Annotated in this window: 27 protein-coding genes; 20 read left to right on the top strand and 7 right to left on the bottom strand. The window is 53.0% G+C overall.

The window, feature by feature from the left end; all coding sequences use genetic code 11:
- Positions 1–4 precede the first annotated feature (4 nt).
- Entirely contained in the window at positions 5–1,303 is a 1,299-nt protein-coding gene (locus KI228_RS17435; RefSeq protein WP_061069664.1) for an MFS transporter, read from the bottom strand.
- Positions 1,304–1,623: 320 nt separating this feature from the next.
- Here KI228_RS17435 and KI228_RS17430 point away from each other — a divergent pair, with 320 nt between their 5' ends.
- The 5 genes from KI228_RS17430 (at position 1,624) to KI228_RS17410 (ending at position 6,946) form a co-directional block, all read left to right on the top strand.
- Entirely contained in the window at positions 1,624–2,409 is a 786-nt protein-coding gene (locus KI228_RS17430; protein WP_042999524.1) for an SDR family oxidoreductase, read from the top strand.
- Positions 2,410–2,471: 62 nt separating this feature from the next.
- Complete coding sequence (locus KI228_RS17425; RefSeq protein ID WP_044327663.1) at positions 2,472–3,926, top strand: FAD-binding oxidoreductase; 1,455 nt, start codon at positions 2,472–2,474, stop codon at positions 3,924–3,926.
- A complete protein-coding gene (locus KI228_RS17420; protein ID WP_071888366.1) occupies positions 3,923–5,335 on the top strand; it encodes an MFS transporter in 1,413 nt (470 codons plus the stop codon). The genes KI228_RS17425 and KI228_RS17420 overlap by 4 nt, the downstream gene beginning before the upstream one ends.
- Positions 5,313–6,095, top strand: a complete 783-nt coding sequence (locus KI228_RS17415) for an adenine nucleotide alpha hydrolase family protein (RefSeq protein ID WP_058587033.1) — start codon at positions 5,313–5,315, stop codon at positions 6,093–6,095. The genes KI228_RS17420 and KI228_RS17415 overlap by 23 nt, the downstream gene beginning before the upstream one ends.
- Positions 6,092–6,946, top strand: a complete 855-nt coding sequence (locus KI228_RS17410) for an electron transfer flavoprotein subunit alpha/FixB family protein (protein ID WP_061069666.1) — start codon at positions 6,092–6,094, stop codon at positions 6,944–6,946. The genes KI228_RS17415 and KI228_RS17410 overlap by 4 nt, the downstream gene beginning before the upstream one ends.
- Here the strand turns inward: KI228_RS17410 and KI228_RS17405 are convergent.
- The 4 genes from KI228_RS17405 to queD form a co-directional block, all read right to left on the bottom strand.
- The gene (locus tag KI228_RS17405; protein WP_042999529.1) at positions 6,943–7,518 is read right to left on the bottom strand and encodes a glycerol-3-phosphate responsive antiterminator; all 576 of its coding nucleotides are present in this window, start codon (positions 7,516–7,518) and stop codon (positions 6,943–6,945) included. The genes KI228_RS17410 and KI228_RS17405 overlap by 4 nt on opposite strands.
- 16 nt (positions 7,519–7,534) lie before the next feature.
- The gene (locus KI228_RS17400; protein ID WP_071888367.1) at positions 7,535–7,795 is read right to left on the bottom strand and encodes a ferredoxin family protein; all 261 of its coding nucleotides are present in this window, start codon (positions 7,793–7,795) and stop codon (positions 7,535–7,537) included.
- Positions 7,786–9,057 (bottom strand): FAD-dependent oxidoreductase, encoded by a 1,272-nt coding sequence (locus tag KI228_RS17395; RefSeq protein ID WP_054176866.1) that lies wholly within the window; start codon positions 9,055–9,057, stop codon positions 7,786–7,788. The genes KI228_RS17400 and KI228_RS17395 overlap by 10 nt, the downstream gene beginning before the upstream one ends.
- 81 nt (positions 9,058–9,138) lie before the next feature.
- Positions 9,139–9,501 carry a 6-carboxytetrahydropterin synthase QueD gene (gene queD, locus KI228_RS17390; protein ID WP_044254982.1) on the bottom strand — a complete coding sequence of 121 codons (363 nt, stop codon included), beginning with the start codon at positions 9,499–9,501 and terminating at the stop codon, positions 9,139–9,141.
- 304 nt (positions 9,502–9,805) lie between these two features.
- On the opposite strand from queD, the gene cysJ reads away from it, so the two are divergent.
- From cysJ to cysH, 3 genes are read left to right on the top strand one after another with little or no spacing between them, the layout of a single operon-like run.
- Positions 9,806–11,605, top strand: coding sequence for an NADPH-dependent assimilatory sulfite reductase flavoprotein subunit (cysJ, locus tag KI228_RS17385; RefSeq protein WP_061069667.1), 1,800 nt, complete (start codon positions 9,806–9,808; stop codon positions 11,603–11,605).
- Complete coding sequence (cysI, locus tag KI228_RS17380) at positions 11,605–13,317, top strand: assimilatory sulfite reductase (NADPH) hemoprotein subunit (RefSeq protein WP_061069668.1); 1,713 nt, start codon at positions 11,605–11,607, stop codon at positions 13,315–13,317. Before cysJ ends, cysI begins: the two co-directional genes overlap by 1 nt.
- A gap of 58 nt (positions 13,318–13,375) precedes the next feature.
- Complete coding sequence (cysH, locus tag KI228_RS17375) at positions 13,376–14,110, top strand: phosphoadenosine phosphosulfate reductase (RefSeq protein WP_044255000.1); 735 nt, start codon at positions 13,376–13,378, stop codon at positions 14,108–14,110.
- 65 nt (positions 14,111–14,175) lie between these two features.
- On the opposite strand, the gene KI228_RS17370 is transcribed toward cysH, so the two are convergent.
- Positions 14,176–15,213, bottom strand: a complete 1,038-nt coding sequence (locus tag KI228_RS17370; protein WP_061069669.1) for an aminopeptidase — start codon at positions 15,211–15,213, stop codon at positions 14,176–14,178.
- 273 nt (positions 15,214–15,486) lie between these two features.
- On the opposite strand from KI228_RS17370, the gene cysD reads away from it, so the two are divergent.
- The 10 genes from cysD (at position 15,487) to pcm (ending at position 22,918) form a co-directional block, all read left to right on the top strand.
- Entirely contained in the window at positions 15,487–16,395 is a 909-nt protein-coding gene (gene cysD / locus KI228_RS17365) for a sulfate adenylyltransferase subunit CysD (RefSeq protein WP_042322572.1), read from the top strand.
- Positions 16,396–16,404: 9 nt separating this feature from the next.
- A complete protein-coding gene (cysN, locus tag KI228_RS17360) occupies positions 16,405–17,832 on the top strand; it encodes a sulfate adenylyltransferase subunit CysN (protein WP_042999536.1) in 1,428 nt (475 codons plus the stop codon).
- Entirely contained in the window at positions 17,832–18,437 is a 606-nt protein-coding gene (gene cysC, locus KI228_RS17355; RefSeq protein WP_042999537.1) for an adenylyl-sulfate kinase, read from the top strand. Before cysN ends, cysC begins: the two co-directional genes overlap by 1 nt.
- A gap of 46 nt (positions 18,438–18,483) precedes the next feature.
- The gene (locus tag KI228_RS17350) at positions 18,484–18,807 is read left to right on the top strand and encodes a DUF3561 family protein (protein WP_042999538.1); all 324 of its coding nucleotides are present in this window, start codon (positions 18,484–18,486) and stop codon (positions 18,805–18,807) included.
- A 183-nt stretch (positions 18,808–18,990) separates the two neighbouring features.
- Entirely contained in the window at positions 18,991–19,302 is a 312-nt protein-coding gene (gene ftsB, locus KI228_RS17345; RefSeq protein ID WP_042288707.1) for a cell division protein FtsB, read from the top strand.
- A gap of 18 nt (positions 19,303–19,320) precedes the next feature.
- A complete protein-coding gene (gene ispD / locus KI228_RS17340; RefSeq protein ID WP_042999539.1) occupies positions 19,321–20,031 on the top strand; it encodes a 2-C-methyl-D-erythritol 4-phosphate cytidylyltransferase in 711 nt (236 codons plus the stop codon).
- Positions 20,031–20,510: a 2-C-methyl-D-erythritol 2,4-cyclodiphosphate synthase gene (gene ispF / locus KI228_RS17335; protein WP_042999540.1), complete on the top strand. Its 480-nt coding sequence runs from the start codon at positions 20,031–20,033 to the stop codon at positions 20,508–20,510. Before ispD ends, ispF begins: the two co-directional genes overlap by 1 nt.
- Entirely contained in the window at positions 20,507–21,556 is a 1,050-nt protein-coding gene (truD, locus tag KI228_RS17330) for a tRNA pseudouridine(13) synthase TruD (RefSeq protein ID WP_042999541.1), read from the top strand. The genes ispF and truD overlap by 4 nt, the downstream gene beginning before the upstream one ends.
- A complete protein-coding gene (gene surE / locus KI228_RS17325) occupies positions 21,537–22,298 on the top strand; it encodes a 5'/3'-nucleotidase SurE (protein WP_042999542.1) in 762 nt (253 codons plus the stop codon). Before truD ends, surE begins: the two co-directional genes overlap by 20 nt.
- Positions 22,292–22,918, top strand: a complete 627-nt coding sequence (pcm, locus tag KI228_RS17320) for a protein-L-isoaspartate O-methyltransferase (protein WP_042999543.1) — start codon at positions 22,292–22,294, stop codon at positions 22,916–22,918. Before surE ends, pcm begins: the two co-directional genes overlap by 7 nt.
- Positions 22,919–23,031: 113 nt before the next feature.
- Here pcm and KI228_RS24530 read toward each other — a convergent pair whose 3' ends face one another.
- Positions 23,032–23,175 carry a peptidase gene (locus tag KI228_RS24530; RefSeq protein WP_306683750.1) on the bottom strand — a complete coding sequence of 48 codons (144 nt, stop codon included), beginning with the start codon at positions 23,173–23,175 and terminating at the stop codon, positions 23,032–23,034.
- Between KI228_RS24530 and nlpD the strand changes: the two genes are divergently transcribed.
- Both nlpD and rpoS read left to right on the top strand, forming a co-directional pair.
- Positions 23,108–24,184, top strand: a complete 1,077-nt coding sequence (gene nlpD, locus KI228_RS17315) for a murein hydrolase activator NlpD (RefSeq protein ID WP_306683774.1) — start codon at positions 23,108–23,110, stop codon at positions 24,182–24,184. The genes KI228_RS24530 and nlpD overlap by 68 nt on opposite strands.
- Positions 24,185–24,246: 62 nt before the next feature.
- Positions 24,247–25,239 carry an RNA polymerase sigma factor RpoS gene (gene rpoS, locus KI228_RS17310; protein ID WP_000081550.1) on the top strand — a complete coding sequence of 331 codons (993 nt, stop codon included), beginning with the start codon at positions 24,247–24,249 and terminating at the stop codon, positions 25,237–25,239.
- The last annotated feature ends 104 nt before the right edge of the window (positions 25,240–25,343 follow it).

Here is a 25,343-nt window from a genome sequence, read left to right as displayed (position 1 = left end):
GTTTTCACTCGCCGGAGATTTCTGCGGTCAGTGATGTCATTTTTTCCGGTCTGGTATGGGTGGTTCGAATTTTACGAAACAGTAAGAAAGTAAAGAGGATTACCGTGCACAAGGCGGCCAGCCCCATCAACCACATATTGCGATAGGCCTCTGCTGCAGGAAGCGTATCCTGCCAGTGACCCACAATTGGATAGACAAAGACATCAGGAAGAAAACCAATAACCGAGCAGATGCCCACAGTGGTTCCCATGATGTAAGGCGGCGTTCTGGCTTCCCCTGGACAGGCCCAGTAAAGTCCACGTGAGGCATAGCAGGTGAATCCCAGTAATAGAATAAGACCGATCCCCATAACGACAGATTGCGGGTTTGAATTGGTTATCAGCAACGCTATCAGGGCGAGAGCGCCCACTATTGAGAGCAATTGGATCACGCGCGTCGGTGACTTTATTTTGCTGTAGGTGGTGATAATGCCACCCAAAGGCCCGCAGAAAGCACGGAAAATTTTGTTGATGACGATCCCCATATAGCTCGCAGCGACCAGTGACATGCCATACATTTCAGTCAGATAATTTGTGGAATAACTGAGGATGGCATAGATAGTAAAAACGCCAAAAATGACCATACTGCAGTACCAGGTTGTACTGATTCGCAGAACCGTCAGAATATCGCTGAACTCGAACGCCTTTTTTTCTTCTTTTACGCTGTCAATGTGCTGGGGACCGTCGCTGACAAAGAACCAGCACAGAATCCCTAACAGGATATAAACCACGCTGTAAATCAGGATCACGGCTTTCAGGCTGTTGCTGTCATCCGGCGCAAAACGGGAGAAGACCCACATGGTAAAGACTGCCAGAGACATGACGCCAACCCCTCGCAGTCCTTCCATCCAGCCCATAATTTTCCCTTGTTCACTGTGATCTCCCAGCAATGACGCGGCTTTGATCGAGACTGACCACAGCATCAAAATTGTGGTGACGGCAAAGGCGACCTGGATAAAGAGCATGACCCACAATGGCGGGTACGTCATCATCACTAAACCGAGCAATCCAGTAATAATCATTGCGGAGGTAATCATTTTACGATGAGAGAATTTATCAGCAATGACGCCGCTGGGGGCATATAGGATAATAGCGGCAATACCAAATGTACTCATTATTAATCCAATCTCGGTATTGCTAAATCCCATGAATTTTGCCATGGGGATTTGATATATATAGCGTAAATAAGCCAGGTCAAAACTGACGCCGCCGCTAAAACTAATAATAGCGAGCGTTATCCAACGGCGATATGAGTTATGTTGCATATCGAATTCCCATTTTGCGTAGACAAAAAAAAAGAGAAAAGTAAACCGCCTTTGCAGGAGGATTACTTTTCTCAGGTCTCTAGTAATTACAATTAGGAATAGCACGGAAGGGAGTAATATAGTGTGAGAATAATCACGGTTCTTGTTTTTAACCATAATAACAAAATGAAAGAGGCTTCTGTGAGAATGATCACATTAGGTATTTTGTCACTGTGCTAAAAATTCATTCCAGTTACCAGAGATAATGAGAAAGGTAACTTCCCTCACGCGGGGGAAGTTACCTTTCTTTTTTTTTGCCTTAAGAAATTTGGAGCTTACCTATGTCGATCGAATCACTCAACGCATTTTCAATGGATTTTTTCTCTCTGAAAGGAAAAACGGCGATTGTAACGGGCGGGAACAGCGGTTTGGGTCAGGCTTTCGCAATGGCACTGGCGAAAGCTGGCGCGAACCTGTTCATACCAAGCTTTGTAAAAGATAGCGGTGAAACGAAGGAAATAATTGAAAAACAAGGTGTTGAAGTGGAGTTTATGCAGGTGGATATTACCGAAAAAGGAGCACCTCAGAAGATTATCGCCGCCTGCTGCGAGCGTTTTGGTACCGTTGATATTTTGGTAAACAATGCGGGAATTTGTAAGCTGAATAAGGTCCTGGATTTTGGTCGTGCCGATTGGGATCCCATGATTGATGTTAACCTGACGGCGGCGTTTGAGCTGAGTTATGAAGCCGCGAAAATTATGATTCCACAAAATAGCGGTAAAATTATTAACATTTGTTCTTTGTTCTCCTGGCTTGGTGGTCAGTGGTCTCCGGCTTATGCGGCAACCAAGCATGCCCTTGCTGGATTTACTAAAGCGTATTGCGATGAACTGGGTCAATATAATATTCAGGTTAACGGTATCGCACCTGGATATTATGCGACAGATATTACGTTAGCGACCCGGAGTAATCCTGAAACAAATCAGCGCGTACTGGATCATATCCCTGCCAATCGTTGGGGTGATACCCAGGACCTAATGGGGGCGGCGATTTTTCTTGCCAGTCAGGCTTCAAATTACGTAAACGGTCATTTACTTGTTGTCGATGGCGGTTATTTAGTTCGCTAATTTTGTCAGGTGGTTTCTGTTTTTATTAATTATTCCAAGTTAATTATCAGGAAGGTATGACTATGTCTTTATCTCGAGAAGCGATTGTTGACCAGTTAAAAGAAATTGTCGGGTCCGAACGCGTAATCACCGATGAAACCGTGTTAAAGAAAAACAGTATTGACCGTTTTCGTAAATATGCGGATATTCACGGTGTTTATACGCTACCCATTCCTGCTGCCGTGGTGAAGTTGGAGTCCACAGGAGACGTTTCCCGCGTTCTGGCGTTTATGAATCAACATAAAATCAACGGAGTACCTCGCACTGGTGCCTCGGCAACGGAAGGAGGGCTGGAAACCGTAGTTAAAAATTCCGTGGTGCTGGACGGTGCTGGCATGAACCAAATCTTGAGTATCGACATTGAGAACATGCAGGCGACGGCACAGTGCGGCGTTCCGCTTGAGATTCTGGAAAACGCGCTGCGTGAAAAGGGTTATACCACCGGGCATTCTCCACAGTCTAAACCGCTGGCACAGATGGGGGGACTGGTGGCGACCCGTAGTATCGGGCAGTTCTCTACACTGTATGGTGCCATTGAGGACATGGTGGTTGGTCTGGAAGCTGTGCTGGCGGATGGCACGGTAACCCGTATTAAGAACGTGCCGCGGCGGGCGGCTGGGCCGGATATCCGCCACATTATCATCGGTAATGAAGGTGCGTTGTGCTATATCACTGAAGTTACGGTGAAAATATTTAAGTTCACGCCGGAGAACAACCTTTACTACGGTTACATTCTGGATGACATGAAAACCGGTTTTAACATCCTGCGTGAAGTGATGGTCGAAGGTTATCGTCCCTCCATTGCGCGTCTGTACGACGCAGAGGATGGCACTCAACATTTTACCCATTTTGCCGACGGCAAATGCGTGCTGATCTTTATGGCTGAGGGGAATCCTCGGATGGCAAAGGCAACGGGTGAAGGTATAGCGGAGATTGTAGCGCGTTATCCGCAGTGTACTCGCGTGGACAGTAAGCTGATTGAGCACTGGTTTAATCATCTCAACTGGGGCCCGGAAAAAGTGGCGGCTGAACGTGTACAGATCTTAAAAACGGGCAATATGGGCTTTACGACTGAGGTTTCCGGCAGTTGGAGCTGTATCCATCAAATCTATGAAAATGTGATTAATCGTATCCGCGATGAGTTCCCGCATTCGGATGACATCACCATGCTGGGTGGTCACTCTTCCCACAGTTATATCAACGGTACCAATATGTACTTCGTTTATGACTACAACGTAGTGGACTGCAAGCCAGAAGAGGAGATTGATAAGTACCATAACCCCCTTAACAAGATCATCTGCGAGGAGACGATCCGTCTCGGTGGCTCAATGGTGCATCATCACGGCATTGGTAAGCACCGTGTCCACTGGAGCAAGCTGGAACATGGGAGCGCATGGGTGCTGCTGGAAGGTCTCAAACGCCAGTTTGATCCAAACGGCATTATGAACGCGGGGACGATCTACCCGATTGAGAAATAAAGAATAAACGGCTTCTCATTCGGGAAGCCGTTACTTTACCGGACAATGAAGGGGTAGATATGAACACTTCACCGGTGCGTATGGATGATTTACCGCTTAATGGTTTTCACTGCCGTATTGCTGCACTCACGTTTGGCGCCCATCTGACTGACGGATATGTTCTGGGCGTCGTGGGTTACGCCATTATCCAGTTGACTCCTGCCATGCAGTTAACGCCGCTTATGGCCGGGATGATCGGTGGCTCGGCATTACTTGGGCTTTTTCTTGGCAGTCTGGTGTTGGGCTGGGTGTCTGATTACATCGGGCGGCAAAAGATATTTACCTTTAGTTTTGTCCTTATCACCATTGCCTCTTTTTTACAGTTTTTTGCGACGATGCCGGAGCAGCTCATCGTATTACGCATCCTGGTAGGCATTGGACTCGGGGGGGATTATTCCGTGGGGCATACCCTGCTGGCAGAGTTTTCTCCACGTCGCCATCGGGGGGTTTTGCTGGGCGCGTTCAGCGTGGTATGGACTATTGGTTACGTGCTGGCAAGTGTGATGGGGCATCATTTTATTTCTGACAGTCCGGAAGCCTGGCGTTGGCTGCTCGCCTCGGCGGCGCTGCCAGCGCTCTTGATTACACTGTTACGTTGGGGAACGCCGGAATCACCGCGTTGGCTGCTGCGCCAGGGGCGCTTTACTGAAGCTCATGCTGTGGTACATCGCTATTTTGGCCCACATGTGCTGCTCGGTGATGAGATAGCCGCCGCATCCAGCAAGCATATTAAGACCCTTTTTTGTGCCCGCTATTGGCGGCGAACCGTTTTTAACAGCGTATTTTTTGTCTGTCTGGTGATCCCGTGGTTTGTTATTTATACCTGGCTGCCGACCATTGCTGAGACCCTCGGTCTTGAAAATGCACTGACAGCCAGTTTGTTACTGAACATGCTATTAATTTTCGGCGCATTGCTGGGGCTTGTATTGACGCATTTACTGGCGCACAGACGGTTCCTTCTCGGGAGTTTTCTCCTGCTTGCCGTAACGCTTATTGTGATGGCTTTTTTACCGTCTGCTAGCCCGCTGACGCTGTTGCTGTTTGTGCTGTTCAGTACAGCCATATCGGCCGTCAGTAATCTGGTGGGGATCCTGCCGGCAGAGAGTTTCCCGACGGATATTCGATCTCTGGGGGTGGGATTTGCGACGGCTATGAGCCGCCTTGGTGCGGCAATCAGTACCGGACTGTTACCCTGGACGCTGGCTCAATGGGGAATGCAAGTCACGTTGCTGCTGCTGGCTGGCGTATTACTGACAGGGTTTGTCGTGACCTGGCTATGGGCGCCTGAAACGAAAGCATTACCGTTGGTGGCAGCGGGGAACGGGGACAAAAAACAGGGAGGTGTGAATGAACATTCTGTTAGCGTTTAAGTCAGAACCGGATCCCAGCATGCTGGCGGAAAAGGACTGGCAGGCTGCGACAAAAGAGACCTGCGGGCCGGATACGTCGTTGTTGCGTTGTTCTCCGGGGGCAGATGAGCAGGCGGCTGCCGCGTTGTTGTTAGCCCAACGCCATAAAGGGTGTGAGATGAAGTTGACAGCACTCAGTATTGGTGATGAACGTTCGCTACACTGGTTGCGCTATTTTATCGCGCTGGGTTTTGACCGGTCCGTGTTGTTAGAGACAAAAGGCGATTTGCGCTTTGCGCCGGAATTTATCGCCAGGCAGATTGCAGACTGGCAGCGTAAGCACAATGCTGACGTGATCGTGACAGGCTGCCAGAGTAGTGAAGGGCAGAACGGGCAGACACCGTTTCTGGTGGCTGAAATGCTGGCGTGGCCTTGCTTTACCATGGTTGAGCGTTTTACGTTTGAACCACCTTTTATCGTCCTTGAGCAGAGAACCGCGACTCGCGTTCGCCGATGTCGGGTACGGCTTCCTGCGGTGATTGCGGTCAGACAATGTGGTGAGGTTGCGCTCCCCGTACCGGGTATGCGTCAGCGTCTGGCGGCAGCAAAAGCCGAAATAATTCGTCAGACAATCTCTTGCGATGAAGTACCTGTCAGGGAGTGTCAGTTGTTGACGCGACCGGAACAATGCCGTCGCGCTACCCTTATTGACGGTGCAACGGCACAGGAAAAAGCAGGGATTTTGTGGCAAGACTACTTACGCCAAAGGATGAAACCATGAAGATAGTGATGGTGTCGGCGTCTGGCGAATGCGGCGCATTGACTGACTGGATCATTGAAAATGGACCAGGTTCGGCAGAACTAGAGCGTTGGATTATCGATCCGGTGCCGGATGTCGCAGATCAGGTACTGGATACACTGGAAGCCCAGTGGTTACTGACACCTGCCGATGTCCTGGTCTTTGCGGCCAGTCCACTTGGCGATGAGTTGGCAACACGACTGGCCTGGCGACTGGGTGGCGGCAGTATTTGTCAGGTGAGAACGCTGGATGCGCAACAAGGTCTGGTCACTAAATCCCACTGGGGCAATGCGTTAAACGCTACGTTGAAAATTGCCGCATCCCCGTTATGTCTATCACTGGCGCGACAGGCTGAAGAGCGCGTTTCGCATGATCCTCTGCCCACAATGATTGAACGCCAGCTTGAGCTTATGGCGCGTCCGGGCTGGCTGGAAACGGTGGAAACCATAGAAAAGGTCAGCACTCATCCTCTGTTACAGGCTCAATACGTGCTGGTTGTCGGTCAGGGAAACCGTGACGTGAACGAAAAGGCCATTTTCGCTCTGGCACAGTCGATGAAAGCCGAAGTAGGGTACAGCCGCGCACGGGTGATGAATGGCGGGTATGACGCTGAACGTGTGATTGGGATCTCCGGGCATTTACTCTCACCGGATGTCTGTATTATCTCGGGGGCCTCTGGTGCGGCGGCGTTGATGGCCGGAGTTCGCCACAGCCAGTTTGTCGTGGCGATAAATAGTGATCCCAATGCCCCGGTTTTCTTCCAGGCTGATGTCGGCGTTGTCGATGACTGGCTACCGGTGCTGGAGGCGTTGGCAGCCTTCGTCGAAACCTAATTCAGCTTTTTGGCTAACGTCCAGACATCGGTGTTAGTGGTGGAAAGCGCCGCAACTCCTGCTTTCATCGCATTGCGGGCATCTTCTTCATCACATACCAGGCCACCGGCAATCAGCGGCTGGCGTATTTTTTCCGTTACCCATCCCAGCACTTTTGGCATGCACCCCGGCAGAATTTCAATACAGTCCGGGTTTGATTGTGCCACCTGTTTATCGATGCTATGAAAAGAGATGGAGTCAACGATAAACAGGCGATGGATGCAGAAAAAACCCTCCGCCCGTGCAGCTTTCAGCATTGCCGCTTTAGTACTGATGATTCCGTCCGCTTCGGTAACCAGTTTCAGAAACTGAATGACCACCTCTTTATTTGATGCCCCTTCCAGCAGGTCTACGTGGATAAATGCGTATTTCCCGGCGTTCTTAATTTTCTTCACGATGTTACTGATAGTACAGATGTTGCCGTACAGAACAGAAATGAACTGACATTCAGAATCGATGGCGAGTTGCAGACTGGCGTTGTCTTTTACGGCGGCAATTACTGGATTCTGTCGGAGCAGGTGTAACAGAGGCATAGATTATCCTTATTATTTAACCAAAGCGGTAAATGATGCCAAAACCCGACGGTGGGTAGCGCCACTGTTGTAGCGTTTTTTCATCACACAGAAGTCGACAGGTTCCGCATTCCAGACAACCACGAAAATCGACCCGCAGTTCTCCTTCCGGCGTAAGGGAAAAAAGTCCTGCCGGGCAAGATGTGATCAGCCGTTCTGCAACGTCGCAATCGACACGGTTAGCAGGAACAATAGGAGACATGCCGGGAGGGTGCCAGACGTTGTGGGCTACAGGCATCGTAAGCTCCTGATAATATCGCCTGCCAGGTGACGCAGGCCGTGACGACGAAAATGACGCCAGACAATCTGGCGCAGAGGGGCGACCGGGCGCTCGCCCTGGTGCCAAATCTCACGAGAAATATCGTCCATCAGCGCGGGCCACTGGTTATACCATCCCTGACGCTGCAATAGCGTGGGCATCTCGCGATAGCGGTGCATAACGTCCCACAACAGACTACGCTGAATAGCGTGATGATAGGCTGGAAACAGGTTTTGCGGCGCGCATTTCAGACAAGCGTTGATGAGTGTTTGGGAGGCGGCCTGCGCGCCGATGAGTGCCATATCCATCCCGCGTACGGAGAAACCCGTATTGACGCAACTGCGCAGCGCATCTCCCACTAACAGCCAGCCTTCTCCCGCGTACTGTACGGGCAGGCTGTGTAATCCCCCTTCCGGCACCAGATGAGCGCCATACTCCAGCGTTTCACTCCCTTTGAGCAACGGATGTAGCGCCGGATGCAATTTGAGCCTTTCCAGCAGTTCGACTGCCGGTATGTCGCTTTGAGCAAGCGTAGAGAGCGGACATACAACACCAAAAGAGAGCGTTTCTTTATTGGTGTAAAGAAACGCACCGCCGGGCAGAGCGCCACACACTTCTCCACTGAACAGCATTGCGGCGCCTTCTTGTGCAGATAACCGGAAACGCTCTTCAAGAATCTGTTGATCCAGCGCCAGGGTCTCTTTCATTCCCAGCGCCATTGCGGTTGTTGATGGTCGTGGCTGAAAACCATAGCGTTCAGCCAGAACACTATTTGCCCCTTCCGCGAGAACGACATAACGGCCGCGAAGCGTTTCATCATCGGCAATGACGCCGCAGACTCTACCCGCTTCAATAAGTAACGCATCAACCGTTATGCCGCTGACAAATTGCACACCTTCCGCTTCCGCCTGGGCGACGAACCACGGATCGAAACGGGCACGTAGTAAACTCCACGAATCTCCCTCCGGACGAAGACTGGTGTAGGTTGTCGCACCGTGACGAGTTAACAGCGTGAGATTTTCCTGGGTAATGCGGCGTTCAAGTGGGGCTGACAGATGGGCATCGGGAAGGAGTTCGGTAAGAGCATGACAGTACAGACGTCCACCCGAAAGGTTTTTACTGCCAGGTAACTCGCCGCGTTCAAGAAGCAGAACCGATAGCCCGGCGCGTGCACAGCGTAAAGCACACGCGGTGCCTGCTATTCCTGCACCGATGATAATAATATCAAAATCGTCAGACATATCGTGCTCCAGATATCCAGAGCACATAACCCTAACAGAATGTTAGTTAAAGAATATTGACCCTCAGCACATCCGCTGGAATCACTCGCCGCGATAGACACAGCCCGCCGTACAGGTCTCTTTCACCATCACCGCGCTCAGCAGAGGAACTGCCGGTTTGACCTGATCCCAAATCCATTTCGCCAGTACTTCGCTGGTCGGGTTTTCGAGACCGGGAATATCGTTCAGGTAGTAATGATCAAGCCTGTCATACGTCGGCTTAAATGCGGCTTTTAACTCGGCAAAATCCATGATCCAACCGGTATGCGGGCAGACTTCACCGGTAATTTCAAGACGCACCATAAATGAGTGACCATGCAGGCGGCCACATTTATGCCCTTCCGGTACGTGTGGCAGGCGGTGAGCGGCTTCGAAGGTGAAATCTTTAAACAAGGTGGTGGACATTATTGACTCTCAAGAATGCAAAAAACGCCGTAGGGTACCGTAAAGTACAATTTTTAGCATTAGTTAAAAGGGCGCTGCGCAGCAGAATGCCACATATTGATGGCAAATATTAAATAATTATTTATATATCATGTGGTTATTTAATCGTTTTTGTCGTTAATAACTATAGCTAAAACAGGTTAGTTCATTTGGTTATTTGTTATTTCCATCCCTTCTTTAATTGTTACTATCACCGCCGTTACCCTTATCTTCAGTTTGGGTTTTATTGCTTAAATCCGCTTTGCTTACTGGAACATAACGACGCATGACGACACAGGCCCCACCTTCCGCTTTGCTTCCGCTGAACCCGGAGCAGCTGGCACGCCTCCAGGCGGCCACCACCGATCTTACGCCCACGCAGCTTGCATGGGTTTCTGGCTATTTCTGGGGTACGCTGAATCAGCAACCTGGCGCAGCCGTTGCAACACCCGCTCCCGTGGCGGAAATGCCGGGCATCACGCTAATCTCTGCATCACAAACGGGCAATGCGCGTCGTGTGGCGGAAGCGCTGCGTGATGATCTGTTGGCAGCAAAACTCAGCGTCACGCTGGTTAACGCAGGCGACTACAAATTCAAACAAATCGCCAATGAAAAGTTGCTGGTTATCGTCACGTCTACGCAGGGAGAAGGCGAACCCCCGGAAGAAGCGGTCGCGCTGCATAAGTTCCTGTTCTCTAAAAAAGCCCCCAAGCTCGAAAACACCGCCTTTGCCATTTTTGGTCTGGGTGACACGTCATATGAATTTTTCTGCCAGTCGGGCAAAGATTTTGACAGCAAGCTGGCGGAACTCGGCGGTGAGCGTTTGTTGGATCGCGTTGACGCCGATGTGGAATACCAGGCCGCCGCCGCCGAATGGCGTGCTCGTGTGGTTGAGGTATTGAAATCACGAGCGCCGGTTGCGACTCCGGTTCAGTCAGTTGCCAGCGGAGCGGTAAATGAGATCCACACCAGCCCGTATACCAAAGAAGCGCCGCTGAGCGCCACGTTGTCCGTGAATCAAAAAATCACCGGACGCGATTCAGAGAAAGATGTTCGCCATATTGAAATCGATCTCGGTGATTCGGGTCTGCGCTACCAGCCTGGCGATGCGCTGGGTGTCTGGTATCAAAACGATCCGGCGCTGGTGAAAGAAATCGTAGAACTGGTCTGGCTGAAAGGCGATGAGCCCGTTACGGTCAATGGCAAATCTCTCCCGCTGTCCGAAGCGCTACAGTGGCATGTTGAACTGACCGTAAATACCGCCAATATCGTTGAAAACTATGCCACCTTAACGCGCAGTGAATCGTTGTTGCCGCTGGTCGGTGATAAGGCACAGTTGCAGCATTACGCCACCACGACGCCTGTTGTCGATATGCTGCGCTTCTCGCCCGCACAACTGGATGCACAAGCGTTAGTCGATCTGTTGCGTCCGCTAACGCCGCGTCTGTACTCCATTGCGTCTTCACAGGCCGAAGTGGAGAGCGAAGTGCACATCACCGTAGGGGCGGTGCGTTATGAAGTGGAAGGCCGCGCGCGTGCTGGTGGCGCATCCAGCTTCCTCGCCGATCGCGTCGAAGAAGATGGCGAAGTGCGTGTATTCATCGAACATAACGATAACTTCCGTCTGCCGACGAACCCTGAAACCCCGGTGATCATGATTGGTCCAGGGACAGGCATCGCGCCGTTTCGCGCCTTTATGCAACAGCGCGCTGCTGAGGGAGCATCCGGTAAAAACTGGCTGTTCTTTGGCAACCCGCACTTTACTGAAGATTTCCTCTACCAGGTGGAATGGCAGCGTTACGTCAAAGAAGGCGTACTGAGCCGTATCGATCTCGCCTGGTCACGAGACCAAAAAGAAAAAGTCTACGTACAAGACAAACTGCGCGAACAGGGCGCAGAGCTGTGGCGCTGGATCAATGACGGTGCCCACATTTATGTCTGCGGCGACGCCAATCGCATGGCGAAGGACGTTGAGCAGGCATTGCTGGACGTGATTGCTGAATTCGGCGCGATGGACGCGGAATCAGCGGATGAATTTTTAAGTGAGCTGCGCGTTGAGCGCCGTTATCAGCGAGATGTCTACTAATGAGCGATAAACATCCAGGACCCCTGGTGGTCGAAGGTAAACTGACCGACGCCGAGCGTATGAAGCTGGAAAGCAACTATCTGCGCGGCACTATTGCTGAAGATTTAAATGACGGTCTCACCGGCGGTTTTAAAGGTGACAACTTCCTGCTGATCCGTTTTCACGGGATGTACCAGCAGGATGACCGCGATATCCGCGCCGAGCGTGCCGAGCAGAAGCTGGAGCCGCGTCACGCGATGTTACTTCGCTGCCGTCTGCCGGGGGGCGTTATCACCACCAAACAGTGGCAGGCGATTGATAAATTTGCCGCCGAGAACACGATTTACGGCAGCATTCGCCTGACCAACCGTCAGACGTTTCAGTTTCACGGGATTCTGAAGAAGAACGTGAAGCCGGTGCACCAGATGCTGCACTCCGTGGGGCTGGACGCGCTGGCGACAGCCAATGATATGAACCGTAACGTGCTGTGCACCTCGAACCCGTATGAGTCCGAGCTGCATGCCGAAGCCTACGAGTGGGCAAAGAAGATCTCCGAGCACCTGCTGCCGCGCACGCGCGCTTATGCGGAGATTTGGCTCGATCAGGAAAAAGTCGCGACCACGGACGAGGAGCCGATCCTCGGTCAGACTTATCTGCCGCGTAAGTTTAAAACCACGGTCGTGATCCCACCGCAGAACGACATCGATCTGCACGCCAACGACATGAACTTCGTGGCGATTGCCGAAAACGGCAAGCTGATTGGCTTTAACCTGCTGGTGGGTGGCGGTCTTTCTATCGAGCACGGTAACAAGAAAACCTATGCCCGTACGGCCAGCGAATTTGGTTATCTGCCGCTCGAGCATACGCTGGCCGTGGCGGAGGCGGTGGTCACCACCCAGCGTGACTGGGGCAACCGTACCGATCGTAAGAATGCGAAAACCAAATACACGCTGGAACGCGTAGGGGTTGAGACGTTCAAAGCGGAAGTGGAACGTCGTGCAGGCATTAAATTTGAGCCGATTCGTCCGTATGAATTCACCGGGCGCGGCGATCGGATTGGCTGGGTGAAAGGCATAGACAATAAATGGCATCTGACGCTGTTTATCGAAAATGGCCGTATTCTCGATTATCCGGGACGTCCGCTGAAAACGGGCCTGCTGGAGATTTCGAAAATCCATAAAGGCGAGTTCCGTATTACTGCGAACCAGAATCTGATCATCGCTGGCGTACCGGAAAGCCAGAAAGCGAAGATAGAGAAGATCGCGCAAGAGAGCGGTCTTATGAACACCGTGACGCCACAGCGTGAAAACTCCATGGCCTGCGTGTCGTTCCCGACCTGTCCGCTGGCGATGGCGGAGGCCGAACGTTTCCTGCCGACGTTTATCGACAAGATTGATGGCCTGATGGCGAAGCATAACGTGAGCGATGAACACATCGTTATGCGTGTAACAGGCTGCCCGAACGGCTGCGGTCGCGCGATGCTGGCGGAAGTCGGTCTGGTCGGGAAAGCGCCTGGCCGCTATAACCTGCATCTCGGCGGTAACCGAATCGGCACGCGTATCCCGCGGATGTTTAAAGAGAATATCACCGAACCAGAAATTCTCGACTCGCTGGACGAACTGATTGGGCGCTGGGCGAAAGAGCGCGAAGCGGGTGAAGGCTTCGGCGACTTTACGGTGCGTGCGGGCATTATTCGCCCGGTGCTCGATCCCGCACGGGATTTCTGGGAATAACCCATCCTTTGCCGGGCAAACGCAGTGCCACCCGGCAAAACAGGCAAACGAGGTTCTTATGTCCGTACTCGATCTAAACGCGCTTAATGCATTGCCGAAGGTAGAGCGCGTGATGGCGCTGGCTGAAACCAACAGCCAACTGGAAAAACGTGACGCTGAGGGGCGTGTGGCGTGGGCGCTGGAGAATTTGCCTGGCGAATACGTCCTCTCATCAAGCTTTGGGATTCAGGCGGCAGTCAGCCTGCATCTGGTCAATCAGATCCGCCCGGATATCCCGGTGATCCTGACCGATACCGGCTATCTGTTCCCGGAAACTTACCAGTTTATTGATGAGTTAACGGACAAACTCAGGCTGAACCTGAAGGTCTACCGGGCGAATGAAAGCCCCGCCTGGCAGGAAGCGCGCTACGGTAAGCTGTGGGAGCAGGGCGTTGAAGGCATTGAGAAATACAATGAGATCAACAAAGTCGAACCGATGAACCGGGCGTTGCAGGAACTGAACGCGCAAACCTGGTTTGCGGGACTGCGGCGCGAACAGTCCGGCAGCCGTGCGCATCTGCCCGTGCTGGCTATCCAGCGTGGGGTCTTTAAAGTGCTGCCGATTATCGACTGGGATAACCGAACGGTTTATCAATACCTGCAAAAGCATGGGCTGAAATACCATCCGCTGTGGGATCAGGGCTATCTTTCCGTCGGCGATACGCACACCACGCGGAAATGGGAACCCGGCATGGCAGAAGAAGAGACCCGCTTCTTTGGCCTGAAGCGCGAGTGCGGGCTGCACGAAGGGTGAAACAACCCCCTTCAGCGGTCCGACAGTATGGCCGGATAAGGGCATTGCCTTATCCGGCCTTATGATTAGCTCGCTTTCGCTAATTCTTTTATGAGCGGCAGCATAATGCGCATTACGTCGCGGTTGCGATGTTCAATGCGTCCGGGCAGGGCTTTATCAATGTGTTGTTGATTATCCAGACGTACATCGTGCCAGCTATTTCCTGTCGGGAAAGAGGCGGTTTTGGCGCGCTGTTGGTAACCATCTTTCTTGCCAAGATTCCAGTTCGTTGCCTCAACGGATAGCACCGAAATTCCCGCTTTATCGAAAACCTCTGCGTCATTGCAGCAACCGGTGCCTTTGGGATAGTCCTTATTCAGGCCTGGATTAGTGGTGGCGGTAATGCCATGATGACGCGCAATCGCTAATGCCCGGTCGCGGGTTAATTTACGCACCGCTTCCGGCGTGCTCTGCCCGCTATTAAAATACAGTTTGTCGCCGACGATCAGGTTATCGAGATTAATCACCAGCAGCGTGTTTTTCTTCTCCGCCGCGCTCATGCGCTTCAGCAGGTTTTCAGCCCCCAGTTTTCCCTCTTCCTCGCCGCTGGTTGCAATAAAGCGAATACCGTATTCCGTCGGCACATCTTTCAGGCGTTCTGCCAGTTCGAGCATAACGCCCAGACCAGCGGCGTTATCATCCACCCCTTGCAGAGTGAGCCCGCCAAGATTCGCGTCAGTGTCGGCATCACTTTGCGGCGCGTAGGTATCCAGGTGCGCCATGATAATAATCTGCTGCGGGGCTTTGCCTTCGTGGGCGGCAATAACGGTACTGCCGGTGACGTTATGCCAGTTTTTGCGGTTATTTTTGGCGGTATAAATATAGCGACTGTTGAACGTGCGAATATCACTGCGATAGCCCATCTGCTCAAACTGCTGGCGTAAATAGTCGGCAGATAACATTTCTGCCGGCGAGCCGGTCATCCTTCCCGGGAAAACGGTCGCAATATGACGGGTCTGCGTTGTTGCAAATTCGCCCGGTTTTGGCGATGACGCCTGAGCGGGGATAATAAAGCATACGCCGAGCGCCAGGAGGGCGGAAAGACGGCGCGTTGCGGAAAACATAGTGAATCCTTAATAGCCAGCGGGGGAGCCCTGAATACAAAGCAAAAATTTTAACCCATCTAGTATGAAACGGTGACTTCGCTAAAACAATTTCATTTGCTCTTAAATGCCCGAATTCCGGTGGGTTAAGCACTTTTTGATATTTGCTTTGCCAGATCGTTATTCCTTTGAGGAACTACTCATTCCAATTCGTAATTTCATTCGTTCTCTTGCGCTCCCTATAGTCGGGTTATCTGACGCGCTCGACATTCGCGGTATTGTAAAGGAACGGTTATGGACCAAAAACGACTCACCCACCTGCGACAGCTGGAGGCCGAAAGCATCCACATCATTCGCGAGGTGGCAGCAGAATTTTCGAACCCGGTAATGCTGTACTCCATCGGTAAAGATTCCAGCGTCATGCTGCATCTTGCCCGTAAGGCGTTCTACCCGGGATCGCTGCCGTTCCCGCTGCTGCATGTCGATACCGGCTGGAAGTTCCGCGAGATGTATGAATTCCGCGATCGTACTGCCAAAGCGTACGGCTGCGAGCTGCTGGTACATAAAAATCCGGAAGGTGTGGCGATGGGTATCAATCCCTTTGTCCACGGCAGCGCCAAACACACTGACATTATGAAAACCGAAGGGTTGAAGCAGGCGCTGAACAAATACGGTTTTGATGCCGCCTTTGGCGGTGCGCGCCGCGATGAAGAAAAATCGCGGGCGAAAGAGCGCATTTACTCCTTCCGCGACCGCTTTCATCGCTGGGACCCGAAAAACCAGCGTCCTGAACTGTGGCACAACTACAACGGGCAGATTAACAAAGGCGAAAGTATCCGCGTCTTCCCCCTGTCCAACTGGACGGAACAGGATATCTGGCAGTACATCTGGCTGGAAAACATCGAGATCGTCCCACTGTATCTGGCGGCGGAGCGCCCGGTGCTGGAGCGCGACGGCATGTTGATGATGATTGATGACGATCGCATCGACCTGCAGCCTGGCGAAATGATCAAAAAACGGATGGTGCGTTTCCGTACCCTCGGCTGCTGGCCGCTGACCGGCGCCGTCGAGTCAAACGCACAAACGCTGCCGGAAATTATTGAAGAGATGCTGGTCTCTACCACCAGTGAACGTCAGGGCCGCGTGATTGACCGCGACCAGGCGGGCTCTATGGAGCTGAAGAAACGTCAGGGGTATTTCTAAGGAGCCGCCATGAACACCACACTTGCCCAACAAATCGCTAATGAAGGCGGCGTCGAAGCCTGGATGGTTGCCCAACAACATAAAAGTCTGCTGCGCTTTTTAACCTGCGGTAGCGTGGATGACGGCAAAAGCACCCTGATCGGTCGCCTGTTGCACGACACGCGGCAGATTTATGAGGATCAGCTTTCATCGTTGCATAACGACAGCAAACGTCACGGTACGCAGGGTGAAAAACTGGATCTGGCGTTGCTGGTGGATGGGCTGCAGGCCGAGCGTGAGCAGGGGATTACTATCGACGTGGCGTATCGTTATTTCTCCACTGAGAAGCGCAAATTTATCATTGCCGATACCCCTGGGCATGAGCAATATACCCGCAATATGGCGACCGGCGCGTCTACCTGCGATCTGGCGATCCTGCTGATCGACGCCCGTAAAGGCGTGCTGGATCAGACGCGTCGTCACAGCTTTATTTCAACACTGCTGGGGATCAAACACCTGGTGGTGGCGATCAACAAAATGGATCTGGTCGATTACAGCGAAGAAACCTTTGCGCGTATTCGTGAAGATTATCTGACCTTTGCCGAACAGTTGCCGGGGAATCTGGATATCCGCTTTGTCCCGCTCTCCGCGCTGGAGGGTGACAACGTCGCCTCCCAGAGCGTCAGCATGCCATGGTACAGCGGCCCGACCTTACTTGAAGTGCTGGAGACAGTTGAGATCCAGCGCGTGGTCGACAGTCAGCCAATGCGCTTCCCGGTGCAGTACGTAAACCGTCCAAACCTCGATTTCCGCGGTTATTCCGGCACGCTGGCTTCCGGGCGCGTCAAGGTAGGGCAGCGCGTGAAGGTGCTGCCGTCCGGTGTGGAATCCAGCGTGGCGCGGATCGTCACCTTTGATGGCGATCTGGACGAAGCCTTTGCCGGAGAAGCCATTACCCTCGTCCTGAAAGACGAGATTGATATCAGCCGCGGCGATCTGCTGCTGGCGGCGGAGGAGAGTTTACCTGCCGTACAGAGCGCCGCCGTTGACGTTGTCTGGATGGCGGAACAGCCACTGGCACCGGGGCAGAGTTACGAAATCAAAATCGCTGGTAAAAAGACCCGTGCGCGCGTTGATCATGTTCAGTATCAGGTAGATATCAACAATCTGACGCAGCGTGAGGTAGACACTCTGCCGCTGAACGGTATTGGTCTGGTGAATCTGACCTTTGATGAGCCGCTGGTGCTGGATACCTATCAGCAAAACCCGGTGACCGGCGGGCTGATCTTTATCGATCGTCTGAGCAATGTCACCGTCGGTGCCGGTATGGTCCGCGAACCGATTGTGCAGGAGACCGCTACGCCATCAGAATTCAGCGCCTTTGAGCTGGAACTGAATGCGCTGGTACGTCGTCACTTCCCGCACTGGGGTGCTCGCGATCTGCTGGGAGGAAAATAATGGCGCTGCATGACGAAAACGTCGTCTGGCATGCTCATCCCGTCACGCCGCAACAGCGTGAGCAACACCACGGTCATCGTGGTGTTGTGCTGTGGTTTACCGGGCTTTCCGGGTCCGGTAAGTCGACCGTCGCCGGGGCGCTGGAAGAGGCGCTGCATCAACTGGGCGTCAGTACCTATTTGCTGGATGGCGATAACGTTCGCCACGGCCTGTGTAGCGATCTGGGGTTCAGTGATGCCGACCGGAAAGAGAACATCCGTCGCGTGGGCGAAGTCGCAAACCTGATGGTGGATGCGGGATTGGTGGTACTGACGGCGTTTATTTCTCCGCACCGTGCAGAGCGGCAAATGGTGCGCGAACGCGTCGGTGAGGGGCGCTTTATTGAAGTGTTCGTGGATACGCCACTGGAAATCTGTGAAGCCCGCGATCCAAAAGGATTATACAAAAAAGCGCGGGCTGGCGAATTGCGCAACTTCACCGGAATTGATTCCGTTTACGAAGCGCCTGAATCGCCAGAGGTTCATCTCAATGGCGAACAATTAGTAACAAATTTGGTCGCCCAATTATTAGACCTGCTCAGACAGAGCGATATTATCAGATCCTGAGACACCTGACCGCTGTGTACGGTCAGTCAAGGTTACAGGATTCACTATGCGCAATAGCCAGAACATCACACTCACAACGACAGACGCGTTTGCTACTGATGACGAAACCACCTGGTCGCTGCCGGGCGCGGTGGTGGGCTTCGCGTCATGGCTGCTGGCGTTGGGGATCCCCTTTCTGGTGTATGGCCCAAACACGTTATTTTTCTTTATCTACACCTGGCCTTTCTTCCTGGCGTTGATGCCCGTTGCGGTGGTTGTGGGTATCGCGCTGCATTCCCTGCTCAACGGCAAATTGCGCTACAGCATTGTCGCAACGCTGCTGACCGTTTGCGCAATGTTCGGCGCACTGTTTATGTGGTTGCTGGGCTAAAGCGCGACGGCTGTCCATAATTCAAACCGTAACTAACAATGAGATGATGTTCTCAGGGTTCTGGGTATACGTTATAAAGGGCAATTGTGGTACATTTGCCCGCGTTGTTGCGGCTTTCCCGTCTGCAAACGTCGTGTCGTTTGCGGAAGTATGGGAGGATGATGCCGTTTTTCAGGGGGCAGGATGGGTAAACTAACGCTGCTGTTGCTGGCTTTACTGGTCTGGCTACAGTATTCACTGTGGTTCGGTAAGAACGGCATACATGATTACAGTCGCGTCAATGATGACGTGGCGGCGCAGCAGGCGACGAACGCCAAACTTAAAGCACGTAACGATCAGCTGTTTGCCGAAATTGACGATCTCAATGGCGGTCAGGAGGCTATCGAGGAGCGTGCACGCAACGAACTCAGCATGACTAAGCCGGGCGAAACGTTTTATCGCCTGGTGCCCGACGCGTCTAAACGCGCGCAAACTGCGGGGCAAAATACTCGTTAAACCAGCCCAGGAAATCACATGGCAGCCACTTTATTGGATGTTTGCGCCGTGGTGCCGGCGGCCGGATTTGGCCGCCGTATGCAAACGGAATGTCCGAAGCAATATCTCTCGATCGGCAATAAAACCATTCTCGAACACTCGGTCTTTGCGCTGCTGGCGCATCCCCGGGTGACTCGCGTGATCATCGCGATAAGCCCTGGCGACAGCCGCTTTGCCCAGCTCCCTCTGGCGCAGCATCCGCAAATTACCGTCGTGGACGGGGGAAATGAACGTGCAGACTCTGTGCTGGCCGGATTGCAGACCGCCGGAGACGCCGAATGGGTGCTGGTGCATGATGCGGCGCGTCCCTGCTTACATCAGGATGATTTAGCACGTCTGCTGGCGCTTAGCGAAACCAGTCGCACTGGCGGGATCCTTGCCGCACCGGTGCGCGACACGATGAAACGCGCAGAGCCGGGCAAAACCGCCATCGCCCATACGGTCGAACGTAACGATTTATGGCACGCGCTGACGCCGCAATTTTTCCCTCGCGAGCTGCTGCATGACTGCCTGACACGCGCACTGAATGAAGGGGCGACGATCACCGATGAAGCCTCGGCGCTGGAATATTGTGGCTTCCATCCACAGCTTGTTGAAGGACGGGCTGATAATATCAAAGTAACCCGTCCGGAAGATTTAGCGCTGGCTGAATTTTACCTGACCCAAATAATTCACCAGGAGAAAGCATAATGCGAATCGGACACGGTTTTGACGTACACGCCTTTGGCGGGGAAGGCCCCATTATCGTTGGTGGTGTGCGTATTCCCTATGAAAAGGGGCTGCTGGCGCATTCTGATGGCGATGTTGCGCTGCATGCGCTCACCGACGCGCTGCTTGGCGCGGCGGCACTGGGTGACATTGGCAAGCTGTTTCCGGATACCGATCCGGCGTTTAAAGGCGCAGACAGCCGTGAGCTGTTGCGTGAAGCCTGGCGTCGGATCCAGGCAAAAGGTTACACCCTGGGCAACGTCGATGTGACCATTATTGCTCAGGCGCCGAAGATGCTGCCGCACATCCCGCAAATGCGTGTGTTTATTGCTGAAGACCTCGGTTGTCACATGGATGATGTGAACGTGAAGGCCACCACCACGGAAAAACTCGGTTTTACCGGGCGTGGGGAAGGGATTGCCTGCGAAGCGGTGGCGTTACTCATTAAGGCCGCGAAATGACAGAGTTTGAAAATCTCACGTATCTCCACGGTAAGCCGCAAGGCTTCGGTCTGCTGAAAGCCAGTCCGGAAGATTTTGTGGTGGTCGAAGATTTAGGTTTCGAACCCGATGGCGAAGGTGAACACATTCTGGTGCGTATTCTTAAAAACGGCTGCAACACCCGTTTTGTGGCTGACGCGCTGGCGAAGTTTCTGAAAATTCATGCCCGTGAAGTGAGTTTTGCCGGGCAAAAGGATAAGCATGCGGTCACCGAACAGTGGCTGTGCGCGCGTGTACCAGGCAAAGAGATGCCCAACCTGAGCGCTTTCCAGCTTGAAGGCTGCAAGGTGCTGGAATATGCGCGTCACAAACGCAAGCTACGTTTAGGCGCGCTGAAAGGCAATGCGTTCACGCTGGTGCTACGGGAAATCAGTCATCGTGATGAAGTGGAATCCCGTCTGCAAGCGATAAACGCTGGCGGCGTACCGAACTATTTCGGCGCTCAGCGTTTTGGTATCGGCGGCAGCAATCTGCAAGGTGCGCTGCGCTGGGCGCAAAGCGATGCACCGGTCAGGGATCGCAATAAACGCAGTTTTTGGTTGTCGGCGGCCCGCAGTGCGTTGTTTAATCAAATTGTCAGCGAGCGTCTGAAAAAAACAGACTTTAATCAAGTTGTTGACGGCGATGCGCTACAATTAGCGGGACGCGGAAGCTGGTTTGTCGCCACGCAAGAAGAACGGGCGGAATTACAGCATCGTGTCGATGAAAAAGAACTGATGGTGACGGCTTCGCTTCCCGGCAGCGGCGAGTGGGGAACCCAGCGGGATGCGCTGGCGTTCGAACAGTCCGCGATTGCCGAGGAGACCGCGTTGCAGTCGCTGCTGCTGCGTGAAAAAGTTGAGGCGTCGCGAAGAGCGATGCTGCTCTATCCGCAGCAATTAAGCTGGAACTGGTGGGATGATGTCACCGTCGAGTTACGTTTTTGGCTGCCGGCGGGGAGCTTCGCCACCAGCGTTGTGAGGGAACTGATCAACACAATGGGTGATTATGCGCATATTGCTGAGTAACGATGATGGGGTTCACGCGCCCGGTATACAAACGCTGGCGAAAGCCCTGCGGGAGTTTGCTGATGTACAGGTCGTCGCCCCGGATCGGAACCGCAGTGGTGCGTCAAATTCGCTGACGCTTGAATCCTCTCTCCGGACGTTTACTTTCGAGAACGGCGATATCGCCGTGCAGATGGGCACACCCACTGACTGCGTATACTTGGGCGTCAATGCACTCATGCGCCCGCGTCCGGACATCGTGGTCTCGGGAATTAATGCCGGCCCCAACCTGGGGGATGACGTTATCTATTCCGGCACCGTCGCGGCGGCAATGGAAGGGCGACATCTTGGCTTTCCGGCGCTTGCCGTGTCGTTAGACGGGCACCAGCATTATGAGACCGCAGCGGCCATCACCTGTCGGATCTTACGCGCCCTGCGGCGTGAACCGCTGCGTACCGGGCGGATCCTCAATATCAACGTGCCCGATTTACCGTTGGAGCAGATCAAAGGCATTCGCGTGACGCGTTGCGGCAGTCGTCATCCCGCAGACAAAGTGATCCCACAGGAAGATCCGCGCGGCAACACGCTGTACTGGATTGGCCCACCGGGCGACAAATGCGACGCCGGGCCTGATACCGATTTTGCGGCAGTGGACGACGGTTACGTGTCCATTACGCCGTTGCATGTAGATTTAACCGCGCACAGCGCGCATGATGTGGTTTCCGACTGGTTAGAGAGCGTGGGAGTTGGCACGCAATGGTAAGCAGACGCGTACAAACGCTTCTTGATCAACTGCGCGCACAGGGGATTCGCGATGAGCAGGTGCTTAATGCCCTGGCCGCGGTGCCGCGTGAGAAATTTATTGATGAAGCGTTTGAACATAAAGCCTGGGACAATATCGCGTTGCCGATAGGTCAGGGGCAGACGATTTCGCAGCCGTACATGGTGGCGCGAATGACCGAACTCCTCGAACTGACGCCGCAGTCGCGTGTGCTGGAAATTGGCACGGGTTCCGGGTATCAGACGGCGATACTGGCGCACCTGGTACAGCAGGTTTGTTCCGTCGAACGTATTAAAAGTTTGCAATGGCAGGCGCGTCGCCGTCTGAAACAACTCGATTTACACAATGTTTCAACTCGTCACGGTGATGGCTGGCAAGGCTGGCAGGCACGCGCGCCATTTGACGCTATTATTGTGACGGCAGCACCACCGGAAATCCCGACCGCGTTGATGACGCAACTGGATGAAGGCGGCATTCTCGTCTTGCCCGTGGGTGACGAGCATCAGTTTCTGAAACGGGTGCGTCGTCGGGGCGGCGAATTTATTATCGACACCGTGGAGGCGGTACGTTTCGTTCCCTTAGTTAAAGGGGAACTCGCGTAAAAAGCGGTTCCGAATACCTGGAATTTTCCTGGAGTTTTTGGAACTGGTCAGCGTATCGTGGTCACATTTTCCAGTGCCCATTTGCTGTCTGCACGATTATACGTCACTGGTTGTTAACCAATTTTTCCTGGGGGATAAATGAGCGCGGGAAGCCCAAAATTCACCGTTAGCCGCATTGCGGCACTGTCACTGGTTTCGCTATGGCTGGCGGGTTGTTCAAATTCATCGAATCCACCGGCGCCGGTAAGCTCAATCAATGGTAATGCTCCGACGAATACCAGTTCTGGCATGCTGATTACGCCGCCGCCGAAGATGGGGACGACGACGTCCGCTCCGCAGACACCGCAAATTCAACCGGTGCAACGTCCGACGACACAACCGACGCATGTTCAGCCCGTCGCCGAGCAACCCGTGCAGATGGAAAACGGACGTATTGTCTACAATCGCCAGTATGGGAATATTCCGAAAGGTAGCTACAGCGGTGGCAGTACGTACACCGTTAAAAAAGGCGATACGCTTTTTTATATCGCCTGGATCACCGGGAACGATTTTCGTGACCTGGCGCAACGCAACAACGTTCAGGCCCCGTATGCTCTGAATGTCGGACAAACGCTGCAGGTGGGTAACGCATCGGGTGCGCCAATTACCGGCGGTAATGCGATAACTCAGGCCGACGCGGCAGAGCAAGGAGTTGTGACCAGACCTGCACAAAATTCCGCCATCGCTGTTGCGTCGAAACCGACAATTACGTATTCTGAGGATTCAGGTGAACAAAGTGCTAACAAAATGTTGCCGAACAACAAGCCTGCTGGGACTGTGGTCACAGCACCTGTAACGGCTCCAGCAGTTAGCGCAACCGAATCGACAGCAAGCAGTTCGTCTACCAGTTCGCCAATCTCCACATGGCGCTGGCCGACTGACGGCAAAGTGATCGAGAACTTTGGGGCTTCCGAGGGGGGCAATAAAGGGATCGACATTGCAGGCAGTAAGGGACAGGCTATTATCGCGACCGCCGATGGGCGCGTGGTCTATGCCGGTAACGCACTGCGCGGTTACGGTAATCTTATTATCATCAAACACAACGATGATTACCTGAGTGCCTACGCTCATAACGATACAATGCTGGTCCGGGAACAACAAGAAGTGAAGGCAGGACAAAAAATAGCGACGATGGGTAGCACCGGAACCAGTTCTACACGTTTGCATTTTGAAATTCGTTACAAGGGGAAATCCGTAAACCCGCTGCGTTATTTACCGCAGCGATAAAGCGACGGAACCAGGCTGACACTTGCTAGTTCCGTCAAGGGATCACGGGTAGGAGCCACCTTATGAGTCAGAATACGCTGAAAGTTCATGATTTAAATGAAGACGCGGAGTTTGATGAGAACGGAGTTGAGGTTTTTGACGAAAAAGCCTTAGTTGAAGAGGAACCCAGTGATAACGATTTGGCTGAAGAAGAGCTGTTATCGCAGGGGGCCACACAGCGTGTGTTGGACGCGACTCAGCTTTACCTTGGTGAGATTGGTTATTCGCCACTGTTAACGGCCGAAGAAGAAGTGTATTTTGCGCGTCGCGCACTGCGTGGAGATGTCGCCTCACGCCGTCGGATGATTGAAAGTAACCTGCGTCTGGTGGTGAAAATTGCCCGCCGTTATGGCAATCGTGGTCTGGCGTTGCTGGATCTGATTGAAGAGGGCAATCTGGGGCTTATCCGTGCCGTCGAGAAGTTTGACCCGGAACGTGGGTTCCGCTTCTCCACATACGCAACCTGGTGGATTCGCCAGACGATTGAACGGGCTATCATGAACCAAACCCGTACCATTCGACTGCCGATCCACATCGTTAAAGAGCTGAACGTTTATCTGCGTACCGCGCGTGAGTTGTCCCATAAACTGGACCACGAACCGAGCGCGGAAGAAATTGCAGAACAGCTGGATAAACCGGTTGATGACGTTAGCCGTATGCTTCGTCTAAACGAGCGCATTACCTCGGTAGACACCCCGTTGGGTGGCGATTCCGAAAAAGCGTTGCTGGATATCCTGGCCGATGAGAAAGAGAACGGTCCGGAAGACACCACGCAAGATGATGATATGAAACAGAGCATCGTCAAATGGCTGTTCGAACTGAACGCCAAACAGCGTGAAGTGCTGGCACGTCGTTTTGGTCTGCTGGGTTATGAAGCTGCAACACTGGAAGATGTGGGCCGCGAAATCGGTCTGACTCGTGAACGTGTTCGTCAGATTCAGGTTGAAGGCCTTCGCCGTCTGCGTGAAATTCTGCAGACTCAAGGGCTGAATATCGAAGCGCTCTTCCGCGAGTAAGCACCGTTCTAACAAGAAAGGCCAGCCTCTTTGAGGCTGGCCTTCTTCTTTCTGGCTGACTACGCTGTGTTTTTGCGGGTGAAGGCAGACGGGAGCATTTTCAT

It is taken from the genome of Citrobacter amalonaticus, assembly GCF_018323885.1.
GTDB classification, from domain to species: Bacteria; Pseudomonadota; Gammaproteobacteria; order Enterobacterales; family Enterobacteriaceae; genus Citrobacter_A; species Citrobacter_A amalonaticus.
Note: the sequence above shows the minus strand (reverse complement) of the source record. Positions and strands in the feature narration are given on the sequence as shown.